The 23,244-nt window shown below is 64.5% G+C and carries 21 protein-coding genes and 1 tRNA gene; 13 read left to right on the top strand and 9 right to left on the bottom strand.

The features are described from left to right. Positions 1–410 precede the first annotated feature (410 nt). The 7 genes from VMI09_17170 (at position 411) to VMI09_17140 (ending at position 8,762) form a co-directional block, all read left to right on the top strand. Complete coding sequence (locus VMI09_17170; protein HTQ26423.1) at positions 411–866, top strand: TadE family protein; 456 nt, start codon at positions 411–413, stop codon at positions 864–866. Positions 867–947: 81 nt separating this feature from the next. After that, positions 948–2,066: a Flp pilus assembly protein CpaB gene (gene cpaB / locus VMI09_17165; protein HTQ26422.1), complete on the top strand. Its 1,119-nt coding sequence runs from the start codon at positions 948–950 to the stop codon at positions 2,064–2,066. A 16-nt stretch (positions 2,067–2,082) separates the two neighbouring features. Continuing rightward, complete coding sequence (locus tag VMI09_17160; GenBank protein ID HTQ26421.1) at positions 2,083–4,206, top strand: pilus assembly protein N-terminal domain-containing protein; 2,124 nt, start codon at positions 2,083–2,085, stop codon at positions 4,204–4,206. A gap of 39 nt (positions 4,207–4,245) precedes the next feature. Further along, positions 4,246–5,466 carry an AAA family ATPase gene (locus VMI09_17155; protein HTQ26420.1) on the top strand — a complete coding sequence of 407 codons (1,221 nt, stop codon included), beginning with the start codon at positions 4,246–4,248 and terminating at the stop codon, positions 5,464–5,466. Between the two features lie 11 nt (positions 5,467–5,477). Beyond that, complete coding sequence (locus VMI09_17150) at positions 5,478–6,824, top strand: TadA family conjugal transfer-associated ATPase (GenBank protein HTQ26419.1); 1,347 nt, start codon at positions 5,478–5,480, stop codon at positions 6,822–6,824. Between the two features lie 92 nt (positions 6,825–6,916). Further along, positions 6,917–7,798: a type II secretion system F family protein gene (locus VMI09_17145; GenBank protein ID HTQ26418.1), complete on the top strand. Its 882-nt coding sequence runs from the start codon at positions 6,917–6,919 to the stop codon at positions 7,796–7,798. Positions 7,799–7,826: 28 nt separating this feature from the next. Beyond that, on the top strand, positions 7,827–8,762 hold the full coding sequence (locus tag VMI09_17140) for a type II secretion system F family protein (GenBank protein ID HTQ26417.1): 936 nt from the start codon (positions 7,827–7,829) through the stop codon (positions 8,760–8,762). 266 nt (positions 8,763–9,028) lie between these two features. Here the strand turns inward: VMI09_17140 and VMI09_17135 are convergent, their stop codons facing one another. Together VMI09_17135 and VMI09_17130 are read right to left on the bottom strand one after the other, a co-directional pair. Continuing rightward, complete coding sequence (locus VMI09_17135; protein HTQ26416.1) at positions 9,029–10,417, bottom strand: sigma-54 dependent transcriptional regulator; 1,389 nt, start codon at positions 10,415–10,417, stop codon at positions 9,029–9,031. Positions 10,418–10,875: 458 nt separating this feature from the next. Then, positions 10,876–10,951: transfer RNA gene (locus tag VMI09_17130), tRNA-Asn, on the bottom strand. A gap of 133 nt (positions 10,952–11,084) precedes the next feature. Between VMI09_17130 and VMI09_17125 the strand changes: the two genes are divergently transcribed. Then, a complete protein-coding gene (locus VMI09_17125; protein ID HTQ26415.1) occupies positions 11,085–11,375 on the top strand; it encodes a hypothetical protein in 291 nt (96 codons plus the stop codon). A 23-nt stretch (positions 11,376–11,398) separates the two neighbouring features. On the opposite strand, the gene VMI09_17120 is transcribed toward VMI09_17125, so the two are convergent. Further along, positions 11,399–12,169 (bottom strand): RNA methyltransferase, encoded by a 771-nt coding sequence (locus VMI09_17120; GenBank protein ID HTQ26414.1) that lies wholly within the window; start codon positions 12,167–12,169, stop codon positions 11,399–11,401. Between the two features lie 149 nt (positions 12,170–12,318). Between VMI09_17120 and VMI09_17115 the strand changes: the two genes are divergently transcribed. Next, entirely contained in the window at positions 12,319–12,975 is a 657-nt protein-coding gene (locus VMI09_17115) for a metallophosphoesterase (GenBank protein ID HTQ26413.1), read from the top strand. Positions 12,976–13,140: 165 nt separating this feature from the next. Continuing rightward, on the top strand, positions 13,141–13,959 hold the full coding sequence (locus tag VMI09_17110; GenBank protein ID HTQ26412.1) for an HAD-IA family hydrolase: 819 nt from the start codon (positions 13,141–13,143) through the stop codon (positions 13,957–13,959). Positions 13,960–13,972: 13 nt separating this feature from the next. Here the strand turns inward: VMI09_17110 and VMI09_17105 are convergent, their stop codons facing one another. Genes VMI09_17105 through VMI09_17085 form a run of 5 tightly spaced genes read right to left on the bottom strand, consistent with a single transcriptional unit; the run spans position 13,973 to position 19,323 of the window. After that, positions 13,973–14,476 (bottom strand): hypothetical protein, encoded by a 504-nt coding sequence (locus tag VMI09_17105; GenBank protein ID HTQ26411.1) that lies wholly within the window; start codon positions 14,474–14,476, stop codon positions 13,973–13,975. Positions 14,477–14,515: 39 nt separating this feature from the next. Continuing rightward, entirely contained in the window at positions 14,516–15,307 is a 792-nt protein-coding gene (locus VMI09_17100) for a phosphoadenylyl-sulfate reductase (protein ID HTQ26410.1), read from the bottom strand. Positions 15,308–15,336: 29 nt separating this feature from the next. Continuing rightward, complete coding sequence (locus VMI09_17095; GenBank protein ID HTQ26409.1) at positions 15,337–16,956, bottom strand: nitrite/sulfite reductase; 1,620 nt, start codon at positions 16,954–16,956, stop codon at positions 15,337–15,339. 6 nt (positions 16,957–16,962) lie between these two features. Further along, positions 16,963–18,522, bottom strand: a complete 1,560-nt coding sequence (gene cysG / locus VMI09_17090; protein ID HTQ26408.1) for a siroheme synthase CysG — start codon at positions 18,520–18,522, stop codon at positions 16,963–16,965. Positions 18,523–18,552: 30 nt separating this feature from the next. Next, positions 18,553–19,323 carry a sulfite exporter TauE/SafE family protein gene (locus VMI09_17085; GenBank protein HTQ26407.1) on the bottom strand — a complete coding sequence of 257 codons (771 nt, stop codon included), beginning with the start codon at positions 19,321–19,323 and terminating at the stop codon, positions 18,553–18,555. Between the two features lie 366 nt (positions 19,324–19,689). Between VMI09_17085 and VMI09_17080 the strand changes: the two genes are divergently transcribed. From VMI09_17080 to VMI09_17070, 3 genes are read left to right on the top strand one after another with little or no spacing between them, the layout of a single operon-like run. Further along, positions 19,690–22,104: a hypothetical protein gene (locus VMI09_17080; protein HTQ26406.1), complete on the top strand. Its 2,415-nt coding sequence runs from the start codon at positions 19,690–19,692 to the stop codon at positions 22,102–22,104. A gap of 7 nt (positions 22,105–22,111) precedes the next feature. After that, positions 22,112–22,546 (top strand): methylmalonyl-CoA epimerase, encoded by a 435-nt coding sequence (gene mce / locus VMI09_17075; GenBank protein HTQ26405.1) that lies wholly within the window; start codon positions 22,112–22,114, stop codon positions 22,544–22,546. Between the two features lie 13 nt (positions 22,547–22,559). Then, positions 22,560–22,796, top strand: coding sequence for a zinc ribbon domain-containing protein (locus VMI09_17070; protein ID HTQ26404.1), 237 nt, complete (start codon positions 22,560–22,562; stop codon positions 22,794–22,796). A gap of 46 nt (positions 22,797–22,842) precedes the next feature. Here VMI09_17070 and VMI09_17065 read toward each other — a convergent pair. Further along, positions 22,843–23,244 (bottom strand): DUF445 family protein (locus VMI09_17065; protein HTQ26403.1); only part of this gene is annotated, 402 nt, incomplete at its 5' end.

Below are 23,244 nucleotides of genomic sequence, written 5' to 3'. Positions count from 1 at the left end.
GCCATGGCGGCGGGGCGTAAGCCCCGCCGCCATACCGAACTTCGCTTAGGGGGGCAGACGTATTGCCAGCGCGGACAGAGTCAGCGGGTCGTTGGCGCTGTCGACGCAGATCAAGAGCCCTGACATGGTTCAACAAGGCTACACGTCTCTCAAGGTTAAAACTGGAACACTCTTGCTTCAGACTGCTCAACGCCATAGTTTGTGAAAGCAAAGAGGGTCAATAGTGCGGTACGGGCTCTCTGGAGAATTGCTGACGAATGGGTCGTTGGCGCGGCATCGTCGTCGGCGACTCTGACGGAGCGGCAATGAGACGCAACTTTAATTACGCTGGTTTCGGACATAAGATGTCGAACGCATGCTCCGAGCTGAAGATGCTGCCAAACGTCAGATTCCGATTCCGCGGTCAGGCGATGGTCGAGTTTGCGCTCGTGCTCTTTGTCGCTCTGATCGTATTGTTCGTCGCGATTCAGATGGCATTCATCGGACAGGCTGCGCTCGCCCTTGGCCAGATGAACTATCAGGGCGCACGCTTCGCGGCAGTCAATCAGTGTGCGACGACGGCTGATGTGGCGTCATACATGGTGGCCAACGGTTCGCCGACGATCACCAGGGGTTGCGGCTCGCAGTTGACGGTCACCGTCAAAGATAATGGGACTACGCTCACCGCCGGGACGGCGAGCTGTTCCGGATGGACTGCGCCCACCACCTGCGCGAGCCCACGAAGCTTCGGCGACTCGATCCAGGTGTCGGTCACGTTCAACACCTCTTCGATAATTTTTCTGTCCAAGAACACCACCAATCCGAATTTCCTGGGCATTCCGTTTCCCACGCAGCTCAGCAGCCAGGAGACAGCGATGAGCGAATGAGCGCGCGGCGAAGCGCGCATCGAGGTTCGAAAAAAACGTGCGGCTCGGGCGCGGGCCGCTTTCATCGGGGGGAGGGGTCAGATGAGACGATCGTTGTTGTTCATGATGCTGGCCGGCGTCGCGGCGCTGGTCGCCGCACTGGTCGTCTACTCGGCGCTTAAGAAGCGCGAGCAGGAAGTTCAACAGGCGATGGCGCAGTCGGTCAATATCGTAGTAGCCGCACATGACCTGCACATCGGCACGCAACTCGATCCGACCGCAGTCAAGCTTGCGCGATGGGCCCGTGACAGCATGCCTCCGGGCGCCTTCACGGACGTCGCCGCGGTGTCGGGCAAGTACGTCAAGACGCCGTTTGTGGAAAACGAGCCGATTGTCGGTGATCGGTTGTTCAGCGGGGTCAAGACCGCGGGTATGTTGCCGCTTTTGATTCCCGCCGGGATGCGCGCGATGTCGGTGCCGGTTGACGAGGTCAGCGATATCGCCGGCTTCGTTCTGCCCGGCGCTCACGTGGACATCCTGGTTGCGATCGCTGACAAGGCGACCGGCGGCGAGCCGTTCTCCAAGATCGTTCTGCAAAACGTCGAAGTGATCGCCGTGGCGCAGGAGATTGAAGAGGCCAAGGACGAGCCCAAGGTGGTCAAGGTCATCACCGTGCTGCTGACGCCCGAAGAAGCGGAAAGGCTCACGATCGCCAGCCATGACGGGACTCTGCGCCTGGCGCTGCGCAATTACGAGGACAAGAAGGTCGTGATGACCAGCGGGTCCAATATCGCGGCGATGCTCCGCGGCGGCGCCGCGGCGCCCCTGATGGAACATCAGGCCGCGGCGCCTGCGCCCGCCCGGATCGTGGCGCGGCCGCGGCCCAAGGCGATCCAGGTCGAGATCCTGCGCGACGGCAGCAGCAAGAGCGAATCGGTCTCTTTCGTTCACGGCCGCGGCGCGCGCAATACCGTGGGGCTTGACCAGGAAACGGTTGGCGCGGCCGATCCGAGCTTCGAGATGACCGGTGTGGACGGCCTCGCGCCCGCTCCTGAAGCCGCGGCTGCGGCTATGCCGCGCGCAGGCGCTGCGGCGGCCACGGCGGGCGGCCGGCATGAGACCCACGCGCCGACGCCGGCGAGCGCGGTCGGATTCGCGGCATCTGCGGAGGGCAGTCCGCTTTTCGCCGGAGCTAACTCAAAGACTATCGACGTGCCGTAAGGGGGAGGATGGGACGATGGTCGAAGTAATAAGGAAGGACGTGCGCCGCTATGCTTACAAATTGCTCGCGGCCGCGATCGGATCGTTAGGATTCTTTGCGCTGGCCGGCTACCAAGCGGCAGCTTCGCAGACGCGCACCGTGCCGGTAACACTCAACGCCGGCGAAGCTTACACTATCGCGGATGTAAGCCCCGACTCGACGCCGGGCGTCAAGGTCGTGTCTAACCCGAGTGCGCTCGTGGTGCATACCGACGCTCCGGGCAAGATCGTGCTGCAGGGCGCCGCGGCCGGCAGCTGGAACATCAATGTCACGCTCGCCAACGGCGACAAGGTTACCTACGCGGTCGATGTGATGCCGGTCGAAGGCATCAGGGGGCCTCTGGCTTCTGCCAGCAATCCCGCGAGCGGTAGTGCATCGGCAGCGGCTTCCAGGCCGGCCGATGCGGGGAGCGGTCCTGTTGATCCGGCCGCTAAAGCCGATCGGGCTGCCAAGGTTTCTGCAAGCGCGGCGGATGCGCATGTTCCTTCTGCGCCGACTGCTGCGGCTCCAGACGCGCCTCGTGTAGCGTCGGCTCCTGCGGCAGTAACTCCGGTAATCGCCGCGCCCTCGGCTGCCGAGCCCGTGAGGGTGGCGTCGGCGGATCCGGCGATTCCGGCAACATCGATCAGTCCGGCAGCCTCGGTGAGCTCGTCGGCTCCAACAATTCCGGCGGCAGCCGTTGCTGCTCCCGCTCCGGCTTCGCCCTTTGCGGCGTCCGCTCCGGCGCGAGAGCCCGAGAAGTTGGCGCAGGAGCATACTCCCGTGTCTTCCACGTCGATGCCGACTTCGATGTCGCCGATAGTCGCGCCCAACTCGCCCACCGGAGATAACGGGATGCTACCGACGATGCCGTCGCAGGGCAACGCGGTAGGGGCGGCGCCCTCGCAGACCTTCAACACCGATCCGATGGCGGTGATTCCGACTGCGCCGCCGCCGCTCGGCGAGAAGCATTTCATGCCCGGTGACGGCGTGGACATGATGATGGGAACTTCGCTGGTTCTCGACTATCCCACGCGCATCCGGCGGGTCTCGGTGGCCGACAGCAAGGTCGCCGATATCCAGGTGATCAATCCCTACGAGCTCAACTTGGTGGCCCATCAGGCGGGGTTCACCACGCTGGCCGTATGGGACACGCAGGGACGCTATTCGGAGCGTGAAATTCGGGTTGACGAGAGCGGCAAGCAGCAGGTGCTGCTCAACGTAATCGTGGCCGAACTCAACCGCTCGCGAATGGAGAACTTCGGCATCAACTGGACGATGGCCTTTCCGAAGTGGAACATTTCGCTGGTCAACATGGCCGGTGGTGTGGCGACGCCTTACAACGCGACGACCTCTCTGACCGCCACTTCTATCGTTCAATCGAATCCGCCGGTCACGACCTCGAGCAGCGCCACGGGCACGTTGCCGCCCGGAGGTGTGACCATTCCGTTGCTGCTCTCGCAGAACCTGACCTACGGCCTCGCCGCGGGCAACAACAACATCCAGACCCAGAGCTTCTTTCAGTTTCTGGAAGAAAACAGCATGGGCAAGATACTGGCCGAGCCGCATCTGCTGGCCAACTCGGGTGAAAAGGCCGAGTTTCTCTCGGGCGGCGAGATTCCGATCGTGATTTCGCAGGCGCTCAACACCTCGATCGTGTTCAAACAGTTCGGCACCTCGGTTATCTTTGTACCCACGGTGATCGGGTTTGATGATATCCTGCTGAAGGTGAAGCCCGAGGTTTCCGAACCCGATTTCGCCCACGGCGTTAACCTGTTTGGTTTCACCGTGCCGGCGTTCGTGACGCGCAAGGCCGAGACGATGGTGCGGCTGAAGAACAATCAGACCCTGATCGTTGCGGGCCTCTTGCTCAACACCAAGAACGAGACCGTGGCCAAGGTCCCGTACCTCGGAGACATCCCGTACGTCCGCGGCTTGTTCCGGAACACGTCCTATACCAACACGCAGTCGGACCTGGTGATGACCGTGACGCCGCAGATCGTGGCTCCGCTGCCGTCCAACGGCCGGGTTGCGCTGCCGACCGATCGCGGACCGATGAATTTTGAAGAAATCAAGACCAGGAGGGTCTATCCCGAAGATGCCGGACGGCCCCGCTTCTAACGGAGCGGTATCCGTGCGGCCGGACAGAATCCTGTGGCAGTGTTAGGCAGAAAGAGTGACGGGCGGAAGGGTGCGCTCAGGGTTCTACTGGTCGGCGAAGACGAGACGCGGCGCGCCGAGATAAAGTCCGCGCTCGAGAGTCTTGGCGACCCGCCGCTCGAGATCGTCTCCGTGACGCCACAGGGTGGCGCCCAGGAGAGCAGTAATGGCGTCGCGCCGGCCGACGTCACGATGGTGGTGTTCAACGGCAACGAAGAAGCGTCGCTGGACTACCTCCAGAAACAGGCCGAACGCTCGCCGCGCCCCGCGCTGTTCGCGCTGGTGCGCGAGCGTTCGCCAGGACTGATGCGGCAAATCCTGCGCGCCGGCGCCGACGAGCTGCTCTTCCTTCCCCTCGATCCGGGGGATGCCACTCGCGCGCTGCTCAAGGTCAGCGAATCGCAGCGCCGCGAGGAGAAGCAGCAGGGCGGAGTTATCTGCTCGGTGGTCAGCACGGTCGGCGGCGTCGGCGTCTCGAGCCTTGCCGCCAATCTGGCGCTTGCGCTGCGCTACACGCTCAGCAAACGGGTCGCGCTGGTCGATCTCGATCTCCAGTCGGGCGGGCTTGCGGTCGCGCTCAACCTCGAGCCCGAGCGCACCATCATGGCGCTTGCCGAAGGGGAAAAGAAGCTCGACTCGATCCAGCTCGAGGCGGCGCTGAGCAAACATCCTTCGGGCATCTACCTGCTCGCGGCGCCCAAGCGGATCGAGGACAGCGAGCTGGTCTCCGAGGTGACCCTGGGCGGGGCGCTGGATCTGATGCGCCGGCTGTTCGACTTTGTGGTGGTCGATTGCGGCGGCTACATCAATGAGAACGTGGTCGCCGTGTGGGAACGTTCGGATCATCTGTTTTACGTGCTCGACCAGTCGATTGGTGCGGCGCGGTGTTGTTGGCGGTTTATCGAACTGTTCGGACGCCTTGGGCTCAGCGGGGTGCAGCCGCACTTCGTGCTGAGCCGGTATGTGTCGCATCATCCCATTAGCGAGGAGCAGATCATCAACACTCTGGGCAGGCCGATTTACGCCAAGATCCCGCGCGATGAAAAGGCGCTCGAGAAGGTCCAGCTGCTGGCCAAGGATCTATGGCAATGCGCGCCCAATTCGGCCCTGACCCGGTCCTACGAAGACCTCGCCCGCCGGCTCGCCGCCGGCAGTGAGGATTCTGACGAGGCGCCGGGCCTGATGTCGCGCCTGCGCGGAGTGTTCGGCGGCCGCTCCTGAAGGTTGGCTTTATGAAATTGGTCGAACGCATATCCCAGAAAGAAGGCGCCGCGCCGCAACAGCAGCAGCGCTCGATAATCGGCGCCCAGGCTCCCAAGCGCGAGCGCAGCACCGTTGCCGACGGCTTCCAGCAGCTCAAGCTCGCGGTGCATAACCGCCTGTTCGAAACGCTGGACGTCTCGCGCCTGGAAAGCCTCGAAGCCAATATGGCCTCGCAGAAGGTCACCGGCGCGATCAGCGAGATTCTGGACGAGGAGGGCAGGCTCCTCACCGACGCCGACCGCGCGCGCCTGATCGAGGAGATCAAAAACGAGCTGCTCGGCCTCGGTCCGCTCGAACCGCTATTGTGGGACGACGAGATCACCGACATCCTGGTCAACGGCCCCTCGCAGGTCTACGTTGAGCGCGGCGGCAAGCTCTACCTGACCGACGTGAGCTTCCAGGACGATCAGCACCTGATGCTGATCATCGACCGGATCGTTTCGCAGGTCGGCCGCCGCGTCGACGAAGCTTCGCCGATGGTCGACGCGCGCCTGCCCGACGGCTCGCGTATCAACGCGATCATTCCTCCGCTCGCGCTGGACGGGCCGGCGCTCTCGATCCGCCGTTTCGGCAAGCGGCGCTACTCGGTCGACGACCTGGTCGCCAAGGACAGCATCACCCCCGACATGGTCGAGTTCATCCGCGCGATCATCCGCGCCCGCCTGAACGTGCTGGTCTGCGGCGGCACTGGCTCGGGGAAGACCACAATGCTTAACTGTATCTCGGCCTTCATCCCGGTCGACGAACGCGTGGTGACGATCGAGGACTCGGCAGAATTGGTGCTGCAGCAACCCCACGTGGTGCGGCTGGAGACGCGCCCGCCCAACGTCGAAGGCAAGGGCGAAGTGACGGCCCGCGAGCTGGTGCGCAACACCCTGCGTATGCGGCCCGACCGGATCATCGTCGGCGAGGTCCGCGGCAGCGAAGTCTTCGACATGTTGCAGGCGATGTCGACCGGTCACGACGGCTCGCTCTGTACCATCCACGCCAACACGCCGCGCGACAGCATGGGCCGGCTTGAGATGATGATGCTGCTGGCGGGCTGGTCGATACCGCAGCGCGCCATGCGCCAGCAGATAGCCTCCGCCCTCAACGTCATCGTCCACGTCTCGCGCCTCTCCGACGGCTCACGCAAGGTGATGAAAATTTCCGAGCTGGTGGGGATGGAAGGCGACATGATCATGATGCAGGACCTCTTCGAATTCCATCGCACCGGCGTCAACGCACAGGGCAAAGTGCTCGGGCAGTACCGCAAAACCGGTATCCGCTCGGCCTACAAGGATCGCATCGAGGCCTACGGCTACAGCATGGATTGACGGGTAGAGGGGGCCAGGAGTTTATGACGTTATTAGCCGCAGGCGCCGTTTTTGCCTTCGTGTTCATCGTCCTCGCGGTAGGGCTGATCAGCATGACTCAGTCCGCCGAGCAGAACCGTTCGATGACGCGCCGCATGAGCCGGCCGATAGGCGACGTTGAAGACGTCGACATAACCCGCAAGCGCAAGCCGCAGGAGCATTCGATCTTCAGCGCCTTTGCCGATTTCAACCTGCTGCGCAAGCTCGAAGAGATGATGTGGCAGGCGGGGCTGTACATGCGGGTCTCCGAGATGGCGCTGATAATCCTGCTGCTGTTTTCCGCCGGCACCTTGATCGGGGATTTGTTCTGGAAGGGCATGCTGTTCGCGGTGTTGACCGGCGTCGGGTTCGGCGCTTTGCCGATATTCTACATCCGTTTCCGCCGCTCCCGGCGGATGAAGGCTTTCATCGCCCAGCTGCCGTTTGCGCTCGACCTGATGAAGTCGTCGCTCGAAGCCGGCCACTCGCTCAACCGCGGACTGCAGGTCGTGGTGCAGGAGTTTGCCGACCCGCTGGGCGGTGAGTTCCGCACCGTGCTCGAACAGACCCGAATCGGCCTGCCGCTCCCGCGCGCGCTCGAGGATATGCTCAAGCGCGTCCCCGAAGAGGACCTGCGCCTGCTGGTGGTCGCGGTCAAAGTGCAATCCGAAGTCGGCAGCAGTCTCGCGTTGATCGTCGGCCGGCTGGCTGAAATTGTTCGCACCCGCCAGCGGCTGCGGCTGCAGATCAACGCGCTGACCGCGCAGGGGCGGCTTGGCGGACTCATCGTGGCTTTGCTGCCGATCGTCGTGCTCGGCATGTTCAGCCTCATCAATCACGACTACGCCAACGAGCTGTTTTTCGATCCGACCGGGATCAAGATTCTCAAGATCGCGGCGTTCCTCGACTTCTGCGCCTTCGTCGTGATCCGCCGGATGCTGCGGATGGATTTCTGAAGAGCTTTGGCGCCGTAGGGTAATTCAAATGACTCCACTACTGGTAAGCCTCATCGTTCTCTGCATGGCGGGGGTAATCGGGACCGCTGTCTATCACGCGCTCTACGGCACCCATCGCGCGCTCGAGGAACGGTTCGCCGACCTCGCGTTGAAGGTTCGCGCCTCGCAGGGTGTCTTTGAAGACAGCGAAGAAGAGCTCCGCGGGTTCTCCAGGCTCTTCCTGCAGTGGGCGGCCAAGCGCGTGCCCGTTCCTAAAGCGGACACGCCCGAGGGCGAAAAGCTCGCCCGCACGCTGATCCAGGCCGGCTACCTGAAATCCACGATGCCGCAGATCTTTCAGCTCTTCCGGTTCGGGATGGGCCTCCTGGGCATCCTGATCGGCGTGGGGGCGGGATTTATTCTCGGCAATTCCGGTTCGATGATGCTCTTTGGAATCGCCGGCTTCGGCATCGGAAGTTTCCTTCCCAGCTATTATGTCGGCCGCCGCGCGCGCCAACGCCAGAACGCCATCGCTCGCCAGCTCTCGGACGTGCTCGACCTGCTGGTCGTTTGCGTCGAGGCCGGCCTCGGTCTGTTCGAAGCGATCAAGGTCGTGGGCACCGAAAGCGAGCGGCAGAAGCAGGAGATCGGGCGCGAGCTGGCCCTGGTGACCTCCGAAATCTCGGCAGGCGCCACGCTCGGGCAGGCTCTGCGCAACCTGGCCGAGCGCACCGCCGTCGAAGACATCAAGCCGCTTGCCGCGACGCTGATCCAGAGCGAGCAGCTCGGCGCGCAGATCGCTCCGGCGCTGCATGCGAGTTCCGACGCTCTGCGCACGCGCCGGCGCCTGCGCGCTGAGGAAGCCGCGCAGCGGACCACGATCAAGATTCTGTTTCCGCTGGTCCTGTTCGTTCTGCCGGCGATGTTGCTGGTCATCGTCGGCCCTGCGATTATCGAGATTCTGCACACGCTCGCGGGCAGTTGAGCCGCGAGCGGCGGCGTGGCGCCGCCGCTTGGTCCGACGCGGCGGGCCACGCATCCCGAAGGGGGATGCGCGGCCCGCTGTCTTTTTGCGCGCGAGGCTCGGCGGAGCGGCGGCGGCACCTGGGCGATGCGACGGTAGTGCGGCGGCTGCGGCAGTCGCGCGCGCCACCGCGACAGGGTCGGCGTTGCCAGTGCGGCTATTCTGGCGGATAGAAGCGGAAAAGTGCTGAAGGTTGCGTCCGGACGCTTCGTGCCGGACCGGAAACGTTACAGCCCCAGGCGCTTCATCAGGCGGTACAACGTGGTGCGATCCACGCCGAGCGTGGTTGCCGCAATAGCGCGATTACCCTTGGCCGCGTCGAGGGCCGCGCGGATACGCGTGACCGCGGCGCGGTCGAGATATCCTTGCAGCGTCTCGTTGGGCTCGACCTGTTCTTCGGCTTCTGCTGCGGGCTCGATACTGCCTTCGAGCGCGAACGCCTCGGGAGTCAGAATCTCCGCGCCGCTCATCACGACCGAGCGCTCGATAACGTTTTCCAACTCGCGCACGTTGCCGGGCCAGAGATAGTTCAGCAAGGCGCGTTCGGCCTCGGGCGAGAGAGTGATCGGACGCCCGGCCTGCGCCGTGTAGAAAGCGAGGAAATGGCGCGCCAGCGGCAGGATGTCCTCCCGGCGTTCGCGCAGCGGCGCAATCTTCACCGGGATGACGTTCAGGCGGAAGTAGAGGTCCGCGCGAAAACGGCCGGCCGCGACTTCGTTGCGCAGCATGCGGTTGGTTGCGGCGACGATTCGCACGTCGACCTTGCGCGACTTTGAAGCGCCGACGCGCAGGACTTCACCGTCCTCGAGCACGCGCAGCAGCTTGGCCTGAAAATCCGTCCCGGCCTCGGCGATTTCATCCAGGAACAGAGTGCCGCCCGAAGCGCGCTCAAAGCATCCGGCGCGTGCCGCGATCGCGCCGGTAAAAGAGCCCTTCTCGTGGCCGAACAATTCGCTCTCGACCACGCCCTCGGCGAAGGCCTTGCAGTTGACGGCGACAAAAGGACCGTCGGCGCGGGCGCTCCAATAATGAAGCATCCGTGCGATCAGCTCCTTGCCGGTGCCGCTCTCGCCCTCGATAAGCGCGGTCGAGCGCGAGGGCGCGACGCGCCGGATCATCGCCACCAGTTGCTTGCTCTGCGTGCTTTCCGCGATAAAGCCGGCGGCCGTGCTGGCGACGTTGAGCTGCTCGCGCAGACGATGGTTCTCGCGCTGCAGCGAGCCGAGTTCGATCGCGCGCGCTACCTTCTTGGTCAGGTCGTCCGCGCTGAAGGGCTTCGTTACATAGTCGAAGGCGCCCTCGCGCATCGCGGCGACCGCCGCGCTGACACTGCTATCGGCTGCGAGCAGAATTACAGGTACGTCGGGCCGTCGTGCGCGGACTCGGCGCAGCAATTCCAGACCGTCCATTCCAGCGCCGCGCACCGCCGTGATGACGACTTCGTAACCCTGCTCGACGACGGCTAGCGCAGCGTCGCTGGTCTGGCAAACTTCGGTGTAGTAGCCCTCGTCCTCGAGCGCCTTGGAAAGAAAGCGCGCCGCGTCGTCGTCGCTTTCGACGATGAGCGCTCTCGCTCTGTAGGCCTCTACGGCTACTGCGCTTAATCCCTCAGACATTAGCGTATGGCCCGATCTGGCACGGCTTGTTGTGCATACTGGTGCATAATTGCGCACGGTGTACCGCATGTCAACAGTGCCCCGACCGTATTCATGCACCGGAGTGCGACAATCCCAAGGCCATGTTGCCGGCCCGCAACGCATCGGAAAGCCCATGGCTTACTCGAAATATCCCGTGTTCATTGGACGCTTTGAAGCGTCGGACCGGTACCTTGACGGGGATGTTGCAAAGCGTCCCGCTCTCAAGGTTCGCTTGATTCGTTCCGTCATGAACGAGATCCATACGCGAGATGCGTGCCAAAGATAAATGTAGCACAACGAGGCCAATCATTGGCAATCTGCCACAAGGGCCGATCTTCGCGTGCGCATCTGCACACTCGGGCATTTGTTTATTAGCGGTGCTTAAAAATCATCGCGTCGCTGATGAGGTGGGTGTGGCGATGCAGGCAGACGCGAAATGGCTCCCCGGGCCGGATTCGAACCAGCGACTTGACGGTTAACAGCCGTCCGCTCTACCGACTGAGCTACCGGGGAGCACCTGAGCGGCCCTATTTTGCTATCCGCATGGCCGGACGAAATCAAGCACGTCATCCGCGTGTGGGCCGCAGGGATGTGGTGAATCATACAACGATCGGCGATAATTCGGGCAAGGAGTGCGAGAGCCCCGATGGGCGAAGTCATCCGACTGGAAGAAGTCGACCGCGAGCGTCGCAGGAGCCGCGCCCGTGTGGCCGAGCGAGCCCATCTCGAACGCGCGGTCGCCGTGCTGCGCGAAAACCTCGCCGTCGCGGCCGAAGCGCTGCGCAGCGAGTCGGATGCACGGGTGCAGACCGAACTGCTCGGCCGCATCGAGCGCTTCGCGGCGATGATCCGTTACGGGATGCGGATGCTCGGCGAAACGTCGGGCGGCGGCATTGACGACCCGTCCGCTGCCGATCGGCCGGCGGCCGGACATTAGAATTAGAGGGAAGCGCCCGGGCGTCAGCGCAGTTTCTTGCCGCCGCGCCGCTTGGCCTCGGCCGCCTCGAAGCCGCCGTCCGCGAACCATCGAATTTGCCGCGCGAGGCCGCTCAGGATGTCGAGTTCGCGCGTGCCGATTCCCGCGCGTCCAATGATCGCGCGGAGCGCGAACATGATGTGCTCCGGGTTGTCCGCGGGCAGAAACCCGATCGAGACCAGCGCCTCGCCGAGCCGTTCCATCATCGCGTCCACCGCCCCTGCCGGAGCATGAGGCTGCGCCGCCGGCATGTCGCGCGCCGCGCCGGCTGCCATCATCAGTTCGTACGCGACCAGCATCACGGCTTGGGCCAGATTCAGCGACGGATACTCGGGCGCGGTGGGAATCGTGATCAGCCGTTGGCAAAGCTTGAGTTCGCGGTTGACGAGGCCCGTGTCCTCGGGGCCGAAGATTATCGCCACCCGGTTCTGGGCGGCCTCGGCGGCGAGTTGCGCTGCGGCCTCGCGCAGTGCGATCGCGCCCGAACGATAAAGTCCGGGGCGGCAGGTGGTGCCGACCACGAGCGTGCAATCGGCAAGCGCATCGCCAAGGCTCGGATAGCGCTGCGCGTTGCGCAGGACATCGCGACCATGCACCGCCATCGAGGCCGCGGCCGACCCAAGCGCGGCGGGCCGCGGCGCGACCAGGCGCAAATCGCCGAGGCCCATGTTCTTGAGCGCGCGCGCGGCCGCGCCGACGTTGCCCGCCTGGAGCGGCCGCACCAGCACGAAGGCAAAGTTGGCGAGAAGGTCCATCGGGTCTGAATCTTAGCCCTTGCGAGCGTCGCTCGACAGCATCCGTACGCGCCGGCCGCGGCCGGCGCCGCTTTGCTGCTGATCGTGCGTGCGGCGCTTGATGAAAAACGCTATCTTGGCTGCGAGTGCCGGTGCGCACGGCGGTTACGATGAAGATAATTTCCTTCGGCGACGTTCACATGGCAACGCGCAACCTCGGCCGGATGGACGAGGCGATGTGCGATACGGACCTGGTGATAATCTCGGGCGACCTCACCAACTTCGGCGGCGTGGACGACGCGCGCAAGGTGATCGGCGACGTGCGCGCGCGATGCGCCAATGTGCTCGCGCTGCCGGGCAACCTGGACCGCCTCGAGGTAGTCCCGTTTCTCGAGCGCGAAGGCGTGGCGCTGCATGGCTGCGGGATGGTGCGCGACGGAGTGGCGATCTTCGGATGCGGCGGCTCCAACGTCACGCCCTTCAACACGCCGATGGAACTGAGCGAGGACGAGATTTACGCGACGCTGATGGCCGGGTACGAGCAGGTGCGCGGTCATCGCCCGCTCCTGATGGTCTGCCACACGCCGCCCTTCGAGACGCGATGCGACAGAATCGTCGGTGGCAAGGCGGTGGGTAGCACCGCTGCGCGGCGCTTTATCGAGGAGGTAAAACCCGACGTCTGCATCTCGGGCCATATCCACGAGTCGGCCGGAGTTGACGCGATCGGTTCGACCCGGGTGTTCAACGCCGGGCCCTTCAAGGGCGGCGGCTATATTGTCGTGCAGAGCAACGGACAATCGCTCGACGCGCGGCTGGAGTTTCTTTGAGGTCCCGCCGCTCTCCCGCGTACAACAATCGGCCGGCGTTTACTACGGCAAGCTGGTCAATGGCAGAAGCCTGGTGCTCAGGGGATGGTCGGCGCTGCTGCGCCGCTTCATCCTGGGCCGTATGTAGCGCCGCGGCACCGGCGCCTTGAGGACGAATCGCAGGAAATGCTGAGGGTGGTGTTTTTCGATGCGGCCGGGACGCTCTTTCATACTCGTGAACCCGCAGGGCTGAGCTATGCGAAGATTGCCGAGCGCTTCGGCGCGCGCGTCGACGAGCGTCGGGTTATCGACTCGTTCAGGCGTGCCTTCGCGGCGGCGCCGGGGCTGGCCTTCGGGCCGGGGCACGACGCGGCGCGGCTGCGAGAGCTGGAGCGCGAATGGTGGCGCCGCCTGGTACGGGCGACATTTGAGGGTCTTGCCGATTTTCCGGATTTCGATGCCTATTTCGACGCCCTGTTCGCGTTCTTCGCCGACCCGGCGAACTGGGTCTCCGATCCGGAGGCGCCTTTGCTGCTGGCGGCGCTCCGCCACAGCGGAATCGAACTCGGCGTGATTTCCAACTTCGACTATCGCATCTACGCGATCCTCGATCGGCTCGGGCTCACCCGTTATCTCGATACGATCACGATCTCATCCGAGGCCGGCTATGCGAAGCCCGCGCCCGAGATTTTTCAAATCGCGCTCGAACGCCATGAGTTGCCGGCCGCCGAGGCGCTCCACGTCGGCGATGTGGAGGCGCTCGATGTTGTTGGGGCGCGCGCAGCCGGTATCGCCGCGATATTGATCGACCCCGAGGCGGTCACGCTTGAATCCGCGGCATCCGAGAACGTTTGCCGGGATACGACCGCAGAAGCGGCTGCCGTCGAGCAGCGCCCGCCGCAGTCCTCGAAACGGCCCGAACTGCGCTCATGCGGTGAGCGATGCGTCCGCGTGCGGACGCTCAGCGAGGCCGCGACGGCGCTCGGCCGCTTCCAGTTCGCCTAAGCCGCGAGGCTTTTCAGCCGGCGCCGGTCTCGACGCTTTCGACCGCCGCGCCGTCGTGATCGAAACGGACGACGATTCGATACTCGCCGGCGGCGATCGTAAGCGTGTAAGCGCCGGGCTTACGCAACGCCGCGCTGATTTCACTGAGCGGCTGACCTTTGAGCTTGGCCAGCGCGCGGTTGAGTTCGCCAAACGACGCGCCGATCGTTTCGCCGCGAGGTGTTTTCCTGAGCAGCGCCGTGAGCGACAATTCCGCAGCCGGCCCGAATACGTTCCTGACGCGGCCGGTGGAGAGCGCGACCTCGACGATCGCGCCGAGCGCCGGCACGAGTTCCGCCCGGACTTCCATCTTCGCGACAGCCTCTTCCAGCGCGGTGTAGGCATCGCGGCCGCCGGATTGAGGACCTGCGGCGGCAAAGCTTTGGACGAGCGATAAGACCAGGTCGCGCTGAAGCTCGTCGAGTTTCAGCGCCGCGGCGCCCTCCGCGCGGCGGCTTTCATCTATGCGCGTGTTCATCGGTCCGGATGGTTATCCGCGATTATCCTGGCGCGGCGATCATACGTGCTTGTGCTCGAGCAGGGCGGCGAGTTCGTGTTCGAAGCCGCCGGTTTCAATCGCGCAATGCATCCCGCACTCCTTGGGCGCACCGGTCTCCCACCACCATCGTCCGGAGCGCGAGTCCTGGCCGTCGGGCACGGGCCGCGTGCACGGCGCGCATCCGATCGACTTGTAACCCTGGTCGTAGAGCGAGTTGTACGGCACGCCGTTGGCGCGGAGGTAGTCCCAGACCTCATCTTCGGTCCAATCGGCGAGCGGCGCGAGCTTCACGATTCCGCCGTGGTCGTGATCGATTTCGACCTTGCGGATGTTGGAGCGCGTTGCCCACTGCTCGCGGCGAAGGCCGGTCACCCATGCGCCGCAGGTCATCAGCGCTCTCCGCAGGGGCAGGATCTTGCGCACCTGGCAGCAGAGCAGGCGCAATCCGACGTCGCGGTAAAAGAGGTTGTGGCCGTTTCGGCCCACCATCTTTTCAACCACCGCGGTCTCGGGCATGAAGACGTCGATCCGGATGCCGTATTTTTCGCGGATTCGGTCGATCAGCTCGTAGGTCTCCTGCGGCTGGCGGCCGGTATCGATAGTGAAGACGCGCACGGCCGGATCGATCCGCCACGCCATGTCGATGAGCGCGCAGCTTTCCGCTTGCAGGCTCGAACAGATCGCGAGCGAGGAACTGAATTTTTCGATCGCCCAGGCGATCACTTCCTGCGGCTCTTTGTCGTCGAGTTCGACCGCGGCCTCCCCGGCCTCGAGTTCGTCCATCAGATGGATTTCCACTTGCGCTTCCATGGCGTCCTTTCAAACTGGCGCGCGCGGCGTCAAAGCGGGGCGCGCGCGGCCTCGCGATTTCCCTGGGCGAGTGCGATCAGATCGGCGTCGGAGGTCCGCGCGCAGAAGCGCGCGAACGACTCCTCGGGCAGGCGATTTTCCAGAAAGCCGGCGAACAGCCGGGCCACATGGTCTTCGACCTCGGCCGAAGGCACGCGGCGCAAAAGCGGCTTGCCGATCGCGGCGTCGCGGCCGAGTCCGCCGCGCAGGATGATGTCGAAGGCCTCCAGCGGCTCGCCTCTTGGGCCGCGCGCGGTCGTTCCCTGGAGCCCGATATCGCCGGTCCAATGCTGTCCGCAGGCATGGGGGCAGCCATCAAGATTGACCTTGAGTCCGCCCGTCCGGTCGCCGAAGCGGTTTGCGAGGCGTTCGATAATCGACGCCAGTTTCGGCTTGGTCGAAACCACCGAATAGTTGCAGTGCGTGTCGCCGATGCATGCGATCGAGGAGGCATAGAGGCCGTTCGCGTCGAGCGGAAAACCGATCGCGCCGACGCGGCCGATAATTTCGTCGATGCGCGGCTCGGGAATTCCACTCAGGATAAAATTCTGGCGGCGGGTAAGGCGGATATCGCCGCCAATCTCGTCCGCGACGTCGGCCAGCTCGCGCATCTGCCGTCCGCTTATCAGGCCGAGCCGTGCCGGGAAGCCGGCATAATAACGCCCGGTGGTTTTCTGCTCGTGGACGCCGATATGCTCGCCCTCGCGCTCGGGGAGCGGCAACTCGGGAAGATCCTCCATCGGATAGCCGAGCCGCTCCTCGACCAGTTTGCGAAAGCCCTCGGGGCCATAGTCGTCGATCATGAACTTGAGCCGCGCCTTGACCCGCGAAGTCCGGTACTCGGTGGTGAGCCGCCAGACATCGAGAATCGCGCGCATCGTCGCGAGCGCCCGCTGGTGCGGAACGAAGACGCCGAGATGTCGCGACAGGCGCGGCGTCGAGGATTGGCCGCCGCCGACGCGCACCGCAAAGCCGTTGCGCCCGTCCCTGGCTACGCCGATTAGCGCGACGCAATTGATCTCGGGCGCGTTGCACTGCGCTGGGCAGGCCGCGATGGTGATTTTGTGCTTGCGCGGCAGGTCCGAGTACTCGCGGTTGCCGTAAAAGAACGCCGCCGCCTCGGCGATCACGCCGGTTGCGTCGAACAGCTCCGCGCGATCGATTCCGGCGACCGGGCATCCGGTGATATTGCGCACCACGTCGCCGCATCCGCCCATCGTGGTCAGCCCGGCGCCCTTCAGCTGGTCGTGGATCTCGGGAAAGCGGTCGAGCGCGATGTAGTGGAGCTGGATATTCTGGCGCGTGGTCAGTTCGCCTTCGCCGCGCGCGTAGCGCTCGGCGATCTCGCCGATCGTGCGGAGCCCATTGGCGCTCAGGATGCCGCTCGGGATCTTCACCCGCATCATGAAGCCACCGATTTTGGGCTTGTCGTGATAGAGGCCAAACCATTGCAGCCGCACGATGTCCTCTTCGGGGAGCTTTTCGTACGGCGTGCCGGCCACGCGTTCCCACTGGTTCGCGAGTTCGGTGGGAAAGAGTTCGTGCTTGAGGCGTTCGACGGAGTTGCGCTTGAGGATCGTTTCCCACGGCGGTGCCGGTCGTCTCGCCATAGCGAATTACTCCATCTGCCCCGCCGCGAGATCGGCGGGCACGGCGGTCGAGCCGAAATCGGGCGCCGGGCCGTCCTCCGCGGGATCTTCAGAAGCGCCAAGCGCCGAGGCCAGATCCGCCGCGGCCGCGCGCTCCGGACGGAACCATCGCAGGCTTTCGGAGAGTCCGGCCACTTCACCGACGATCAGCACCGCCGGAGACGGGGGCCGGCGCTGCGCGGCGAGATCGGCGAGCGTCGAGAGCGTGCCGCGCACAATCTCCTGCTCGTGCGTGGTGCCGCTGGCGACCAGCGCCGCCGGTGTCGCCTCGGCACGGCCGTGGTCGCGGAGCTTGCGGCAGATGGTCTCGATCTGGCCGAGCGCCATGTAGAAAACGATCGTCTGCGCGGGCGCGGCCAGACGATTCCAGTCGTACGCCGGGTCTTCGGCATCGTGTCCGCTCACCAGGACGCATGAGCGAGCGTACTTCCGATGAGTCAGCGGAATTCCCGCGTACGTGGCGCATCCGCTCGCCGCGGTGATGCCGGGAACGACCTGGTAGGCCACGCCGGCGCGCGCGAGCACTTCCATCTCCTCGCCGCCGCGGCCGAAGACGAGCGGATCGCCGCCCTTGAGGCGAAGCACCCGATTGCCCTCGCGGGCGAGACGGATCATCGTCTGATGGATCCGCTGCTGCGGCCAGCCGGGAGCGCCGCCGCGTTTGCCGACGTCGATACGCGCCGCGTCGCGCCGGACCAGCGCGAGGATCGCGGGCGCGACGAGGCGGTCGTAGAGAACCACGTCAGCCTGTTGCATCAATCTCAGCGCGCGCATCGTGAGCAGCTCGGGATCGCCGGGGCCGGCGCCCACGATATAGACCTCGCCATTGACCTCGCTGCAGCTTTGGCCGACGGCGGACCGGGAATCGCCGCCCGTGCCACACGCTATTTCGATCATCCGCGCCATCAGGCGATGCGCCTCGGCGTCGCGGCCGGCATACAGATGCCCCGCGACGGGGCCGCTCGCGACCCGCTCCCAGAGCCGCCGCCGGGCTTCGGGCGGCGAGACGTGACTGCGAACCTTCGCGCGCCAGTTCCCCATGAAATCGGCGAGCCTTCCGAGCGCGGCCGGCATCAGAGCTTCGAGCGAAGCTTTTATCTCTCGCGCCAGGATCGGCGCTCTGCCGCAGGTGCCGATCGCAATCAACAGCGGAGATCGATCGACGACCGCGGGCATCATGAAGCCGCAGAGCGCCGGATCGTCAACGACATTCACGAGGACGCCGAAGCGATCCGCGGACGCGGCGACCAGCCGGTTAAGTTCGGGGTCGTCAGTGGCCGCGATAACCAGGCGATAGCCGGCTACCATCTCGGGTTCGAATCCCGCGACGTGCCAGCGGACGCGGCCGACCGAAATCAGCGGCTCGAATTCCGGGTCGCAGCGCGGCGCAACCACACTGACGCGGCATCCGGCCTCGAGCATCTGGCGCGTCTTGCGCAGCGCGACCGCCCCGCCGCCGACTACGAGGGCGGGTGCGTCGCCGAGTGCAAGAAATATCGGAAACCAGTCCATCGCGCGTCTTTCCACGTCGCGTTTTCTCGGTCTGGCGCGTTCCCGTCAGACGGCGAGCTTCACGGCGACGCCCAGCAGCACGACCGCGATCGCGCGGCGGAGCGTCACTTCAGGCAGCACGCCGGCGAGCCGCGTGCCGACATAAATTCCCGGCAGAGTTCCGAGCAGCAGTTGCCCCAGCAGCACGAAATCGGCTTTCGCGATCAGCATGTGTCCGAGGCCCGTCGCCAGCGCCAGAACCACTCCGTGTGCGAGATCGGTGCCGATCAGATGGCGCGTCTTGATCGTGGGGAAGAGCAGGAGCAGGACGGTTACGCCGAGCGCGCCGGCGCCAACCGACGAGAGACTGACCAGCACGCCAATGACCATCCCGGCGAGCAGGGGCAGGAGATCGCGCAGCGGTCCGTCGGATGCGGGTATCTTGTGAGCGATCAGGGCGCTCAACCGCTCGCGAAACAGGATCACCGCTGCGCTCGCGGTCAGCGCGACGCTGAGAGCCACGTTGGCCATCGCGTCCAGGTCGCGCGTGCTGCGCCCCATCAGCCAGAGCCCTCCGAGCGTCAGGAACGCCGCCGGCAGGCTTCCCGCGAGCATCCGGCCCGCCAGCCGCCACTCGACCTGCCCTTGGCGAGCGTAAACCCAAAACGCCCCCGCTCTCGTCGCTGCCGTATAGAGAAGGTCGGTGCCGACCGCGACGCCCGGCGCAACGTGCATCCCGAGTATCAACACCGGCGCCATTAAGGAGCCGCCGCCAACACCGGTCATCGCGACCAGCGCCGCCACCACAAAACCCAGGAGAGTAAAGGTGAAATTCATCGTAATTCGTCGCCGGCAAAATAAAAGACAAATATAGTCTTATTTCTCATTTATTTGCACCGAGCATAGACGCCGGAATATCGCAGGTCAAGCCCGACCCTCGTTCCGCGCGGTTTGGGATGCCTCAGATGCGTTGTTCAGGATGAATTGGGAAAACGAAAAAGGAGACGCGCCCGGCCGGAAGTTTCATTAAACTTCGCGCGCGACCGGAGAAGAGATCGAAGCAATTTTCGTCTAAAATTAGAGATCTGCTTGACGCCTATGACCCGTTTATCCTTAATCAACACGGCCTTTGACCGAACCGGATGCTTCGTGGATGGCGATCGTCCATCGGAAACTCCAGGCTGACGCAGGAATTGACGCGAAATGGTGTATTCACGCCGTATTTTCTTCGGCCTCGTGCCCCCGGCCGCTCTGCTGATGCTGGCGTTCTCGTTTTCGGCCGTCCATGCCTCGCTGAGTGGGCTGAATTCGCGTCTCAATGCGTTGGAGCCGCGGGTCAGCGAGGCACTGGAAAACCCGTCCGCAGCGAGCTCGCTCATCTCGGAGCTCGACACGGCCGAGGGCGAGTTCGAGGAAGCGGCCAACGGGCGGGTGAGCCGCGGCGAGCTGATGGATACCTACGTTCAGCTCGAATCGATGCTGAACCGGATTTACCAGACCTACCAGCACAAGAAGGACGCCTGTATCGCGCAAATCGACGCGGGAGGCAATTGCGACTACGACCAGCCGGAACAGCTCGCGCTGCGCGCGCTCTATCCGCTGTCGTGGCTGCACTACCGCGGAGCGCTTCTCTACAGCGGCGACCCGGCGATGGCGCGGCGGCTGCTCAACCAGGCGATCGACGGCTTCACTTCGAGCACGCTGGTGATTTTCTCGCCCGAACTCATCCGCGAGAACCTGCTCGGCCGCGCGCTCTGCGAGCGCGAGCTGGGCAAGTACGACCATCAGGAATACAACCACGCGATCGCTGACTTCAAACGCATCCTGCACGACGGCCCCGAAACCCGGCAGTACCGTCCGGCGCAGCAGGGACTCGCGGCGACTTACGCCGCGATGGGCCAGGCGGGGCAGGCGGCGAAGCTTTCGGGCGAGGCGGCGGCGGGCGCGACCGGCCAGACGCGCCAGGGCCTCGAGATGATGCGCCTGCGCGAGCTGTTCGAAGCGGAGAAGGCGACGACCGACCCGGCCAAGCGCGCCAGCATTCATCGCGAAGCCGTCGACTACATCAAGGCCCGCCAGGACGACAAGAACGAATGGGCGATCGCGCTCTCGGCGGTCGCCCAGTACGTGCCCGACCCGGTGGCCGAGTTCGGCGACTCCAGCGATCCGTTCGAGAAGTGGCTGCTCGCAAGCGTGCTCTACTTCAAACGTCAGCCGCTGCCGGCGGCGAAGTATTTCACCGAGGCGGCCGAGACGGGCCGTTATCCGAAGGCCTACAAGTACGCGGCGGACCTCTACTACACGCTCGGCCGCATCGACCTGGTTGAAAAGCTGGTGGACCAGGTGGCGGCGCAGCCGAATAATCCCGACGCGCAATGGGCCTCCTACATGCGGTTTAAGCTGCCGCGCCTGCAATGGGAGCGCAGCGGCAAGACCAACGCGGCGCTAGAGAAGCAGTGGCTGGCCGCCGCCGAGGATTATCTGAAGGTCTATCCGCACGGCCAGTATGCCTTCGAGCCGCGCTTTCGGATCGCCGAGCGGCTGCAGAAGCAGGGCCGGTACGCCGAGGCGATCAAGCAGTACCAGCAGGTTTCGGGCAATCCTTCGTACGACTTTACCGCGGTCTTCAATGCGGCCGAGTGCAACTACCTGATGGTCGCCGAGGCGGAGAAGAAAGAGGAGGCCGGGGGCAAGAACGCCAAGCCTTCGGTGGCGCTCGCCGCGATGCGCGCCGACGCGATCAAGGGGTTGCGCGACGCGATCAACCGCGAGCCGATGGCCGAGCGCAGCGCGCCGATGCAGCGGCGGTTCTTCCATGACGCGCGCGGCCGCGCGATCTACATGCTCGCGAGCCTGCAGGAGCACGAGGGCACCGCGGTCAACAATCGCGAGATTTCCGCCCTGCTGACCGGCTATGAGACCGAGTACCCGGGGATGAGCGATCACTTCAACGAAGTTTTCGAATGGCGACTGAAGTCGCAGGCTGCGCTCGGACAATGGGATGCGATCGCGCGCGACGTCGCGGCGCTGGTCAAACGCAACCAGGGCAATCTCGCGCACAGCGACTTCATCAAGGAGATCGGCGTTGATTTCTGGCGCGGCGCGCTGGCCGCGCAGACCCGCGGCGACCAGAAAGCCTATCTCGCCCAGGCCCAGCTGACCGCGCTCGACTACGGCTACTTCGAGGACATGGTCAAGGCGGGCAAGATCCCGGCCAAGAATCTCACCGGCACGCTCTCGATTCTTGGACAGGCCTACGCGGCGCTCGGCCAGACCGACAAGGCCGAAGCGACGTTCGCCGAAGTGGTCAAGGCCGACGCGGCCTCGCCCGACGCCAACGCGGGCCTGGCGCGAATCGCGCAATCGCGCAAGGACTACAAGAGCGCGCTCGATTTGTGGTCGCGGGTAGAGGCAACCGCGGCGCAATCGGACAATCTCTGGTATCAGGCCAAGTACAACATGGCCGAGATCCTGGCGACCGAGGGCAACGTTGCCGGCGCATGCAACAAACTCGCGGCCACGCGCAGCGAGCATCCGAGCCTCGGCAGCCCGCAGATGAAGGCGCAATGGCTCGATCTGCAGAACAAGCTTTGCCTCAAACAATCGGCGTCGGGGTAGGTTCGAGATGTTGACGCGAATTCATCACGTGGGTGTGGTCGTTCCGAGCCTCGAAGAGGGGCTCAAGTTCTGGCGCGACGCGCTGGGGATGCGGCTCACCAAGAGCGCCACGATCGAGGAGCAGGGCGTGCGCGCTGCGCTGCTCGAGGTCGGCGGCAGCGAAGTCGAATTGCTCGAACCGCTCAGCGCCGAGGGCGGCGTGGGCAAGTTCCTCGCGCGCCGCGGCGGCGGATTGCATCACGTATGCTTCGAGACCGACGATGTCGCGCGCGAGCTTGCGGACGCCAGGGCGAAGGGAATCCAGCTGATCGATCAATCGCCGCGCCACGGCCTCGCCGGCATGATCTGCTTTCTCCATCCCAAGGCGACGCGCGGCGTGCTGGTCGAATACGCGCAGCCGTTCGCCGACGAATCCCACGCGGGCGGCAAGTCCGGGGAGTAATCTGATAACGCCGATGCCGATCTACGAATACCACTGTGCCGATTGCGACCGTTCGTTCGAGGCCTACGTCCGCCCGGGCGCACAGGAGACGGAGTGTCCCGCCTGTCATGGCGGCAATATCGCACGGGAGCTTTCCGTCTTCGCCGCCGCGCGGGGCGCGTCGGGCGCGCCGAATGGCGGCGATTTCAGCGGCGGCTCCGGCGCGATGGGCGGCGGCGGATGCTGCGGCGGCGGCTGCGGCTGCCGCTAGCTCACCGCCGAAGCATCACACGCCAGCAGCGAACCTCGCCCCAGCCCTACCGGTACGGCGTGAAGCCGCGCGCTATCCCCGCATACAGTTTCAGCGGCAACGAACTGCGCAGGAAAGCCGCACACAGTCCGAACAGTGCTCCGAACAGGCTGCCGTTGACGCGGATCCATTCAAGATGGGTGCGGGTTTTGTCTTCGATCTGACGGCGGATCTGCTCGTCTGTCTGGCGGTTCAGATTTTCCACCACCAGCCGCGCGATCTCGCCTTTCAGGTTGCCGATGGACTTATTCAGCACCTCTTCGACCCATCGCAGCACGTGCTCGCGCTCGGTGGTGTCGGCGGTCTGGAGCCGGACGCCCAGGCGATGAATCTCGTCCTCGACATAGTTCAGGAAGTCCGGATCGTGGCTGAATTTGGAAACCATCTCGGGAAGTTTTTCGGCGAACTG

This window comes from Candidatus Binataceae bacterium, from assembly GCA_035500095.1.
In the GTDB taxonomy this organism is placed as follows: Bacteria; Desulfobacterota; Binatia; order Binatales; family Binataceae; genus JAKAVN01.
This window is presented reverse-complemented; position numbering and strand designations above follow the sequence as displayed.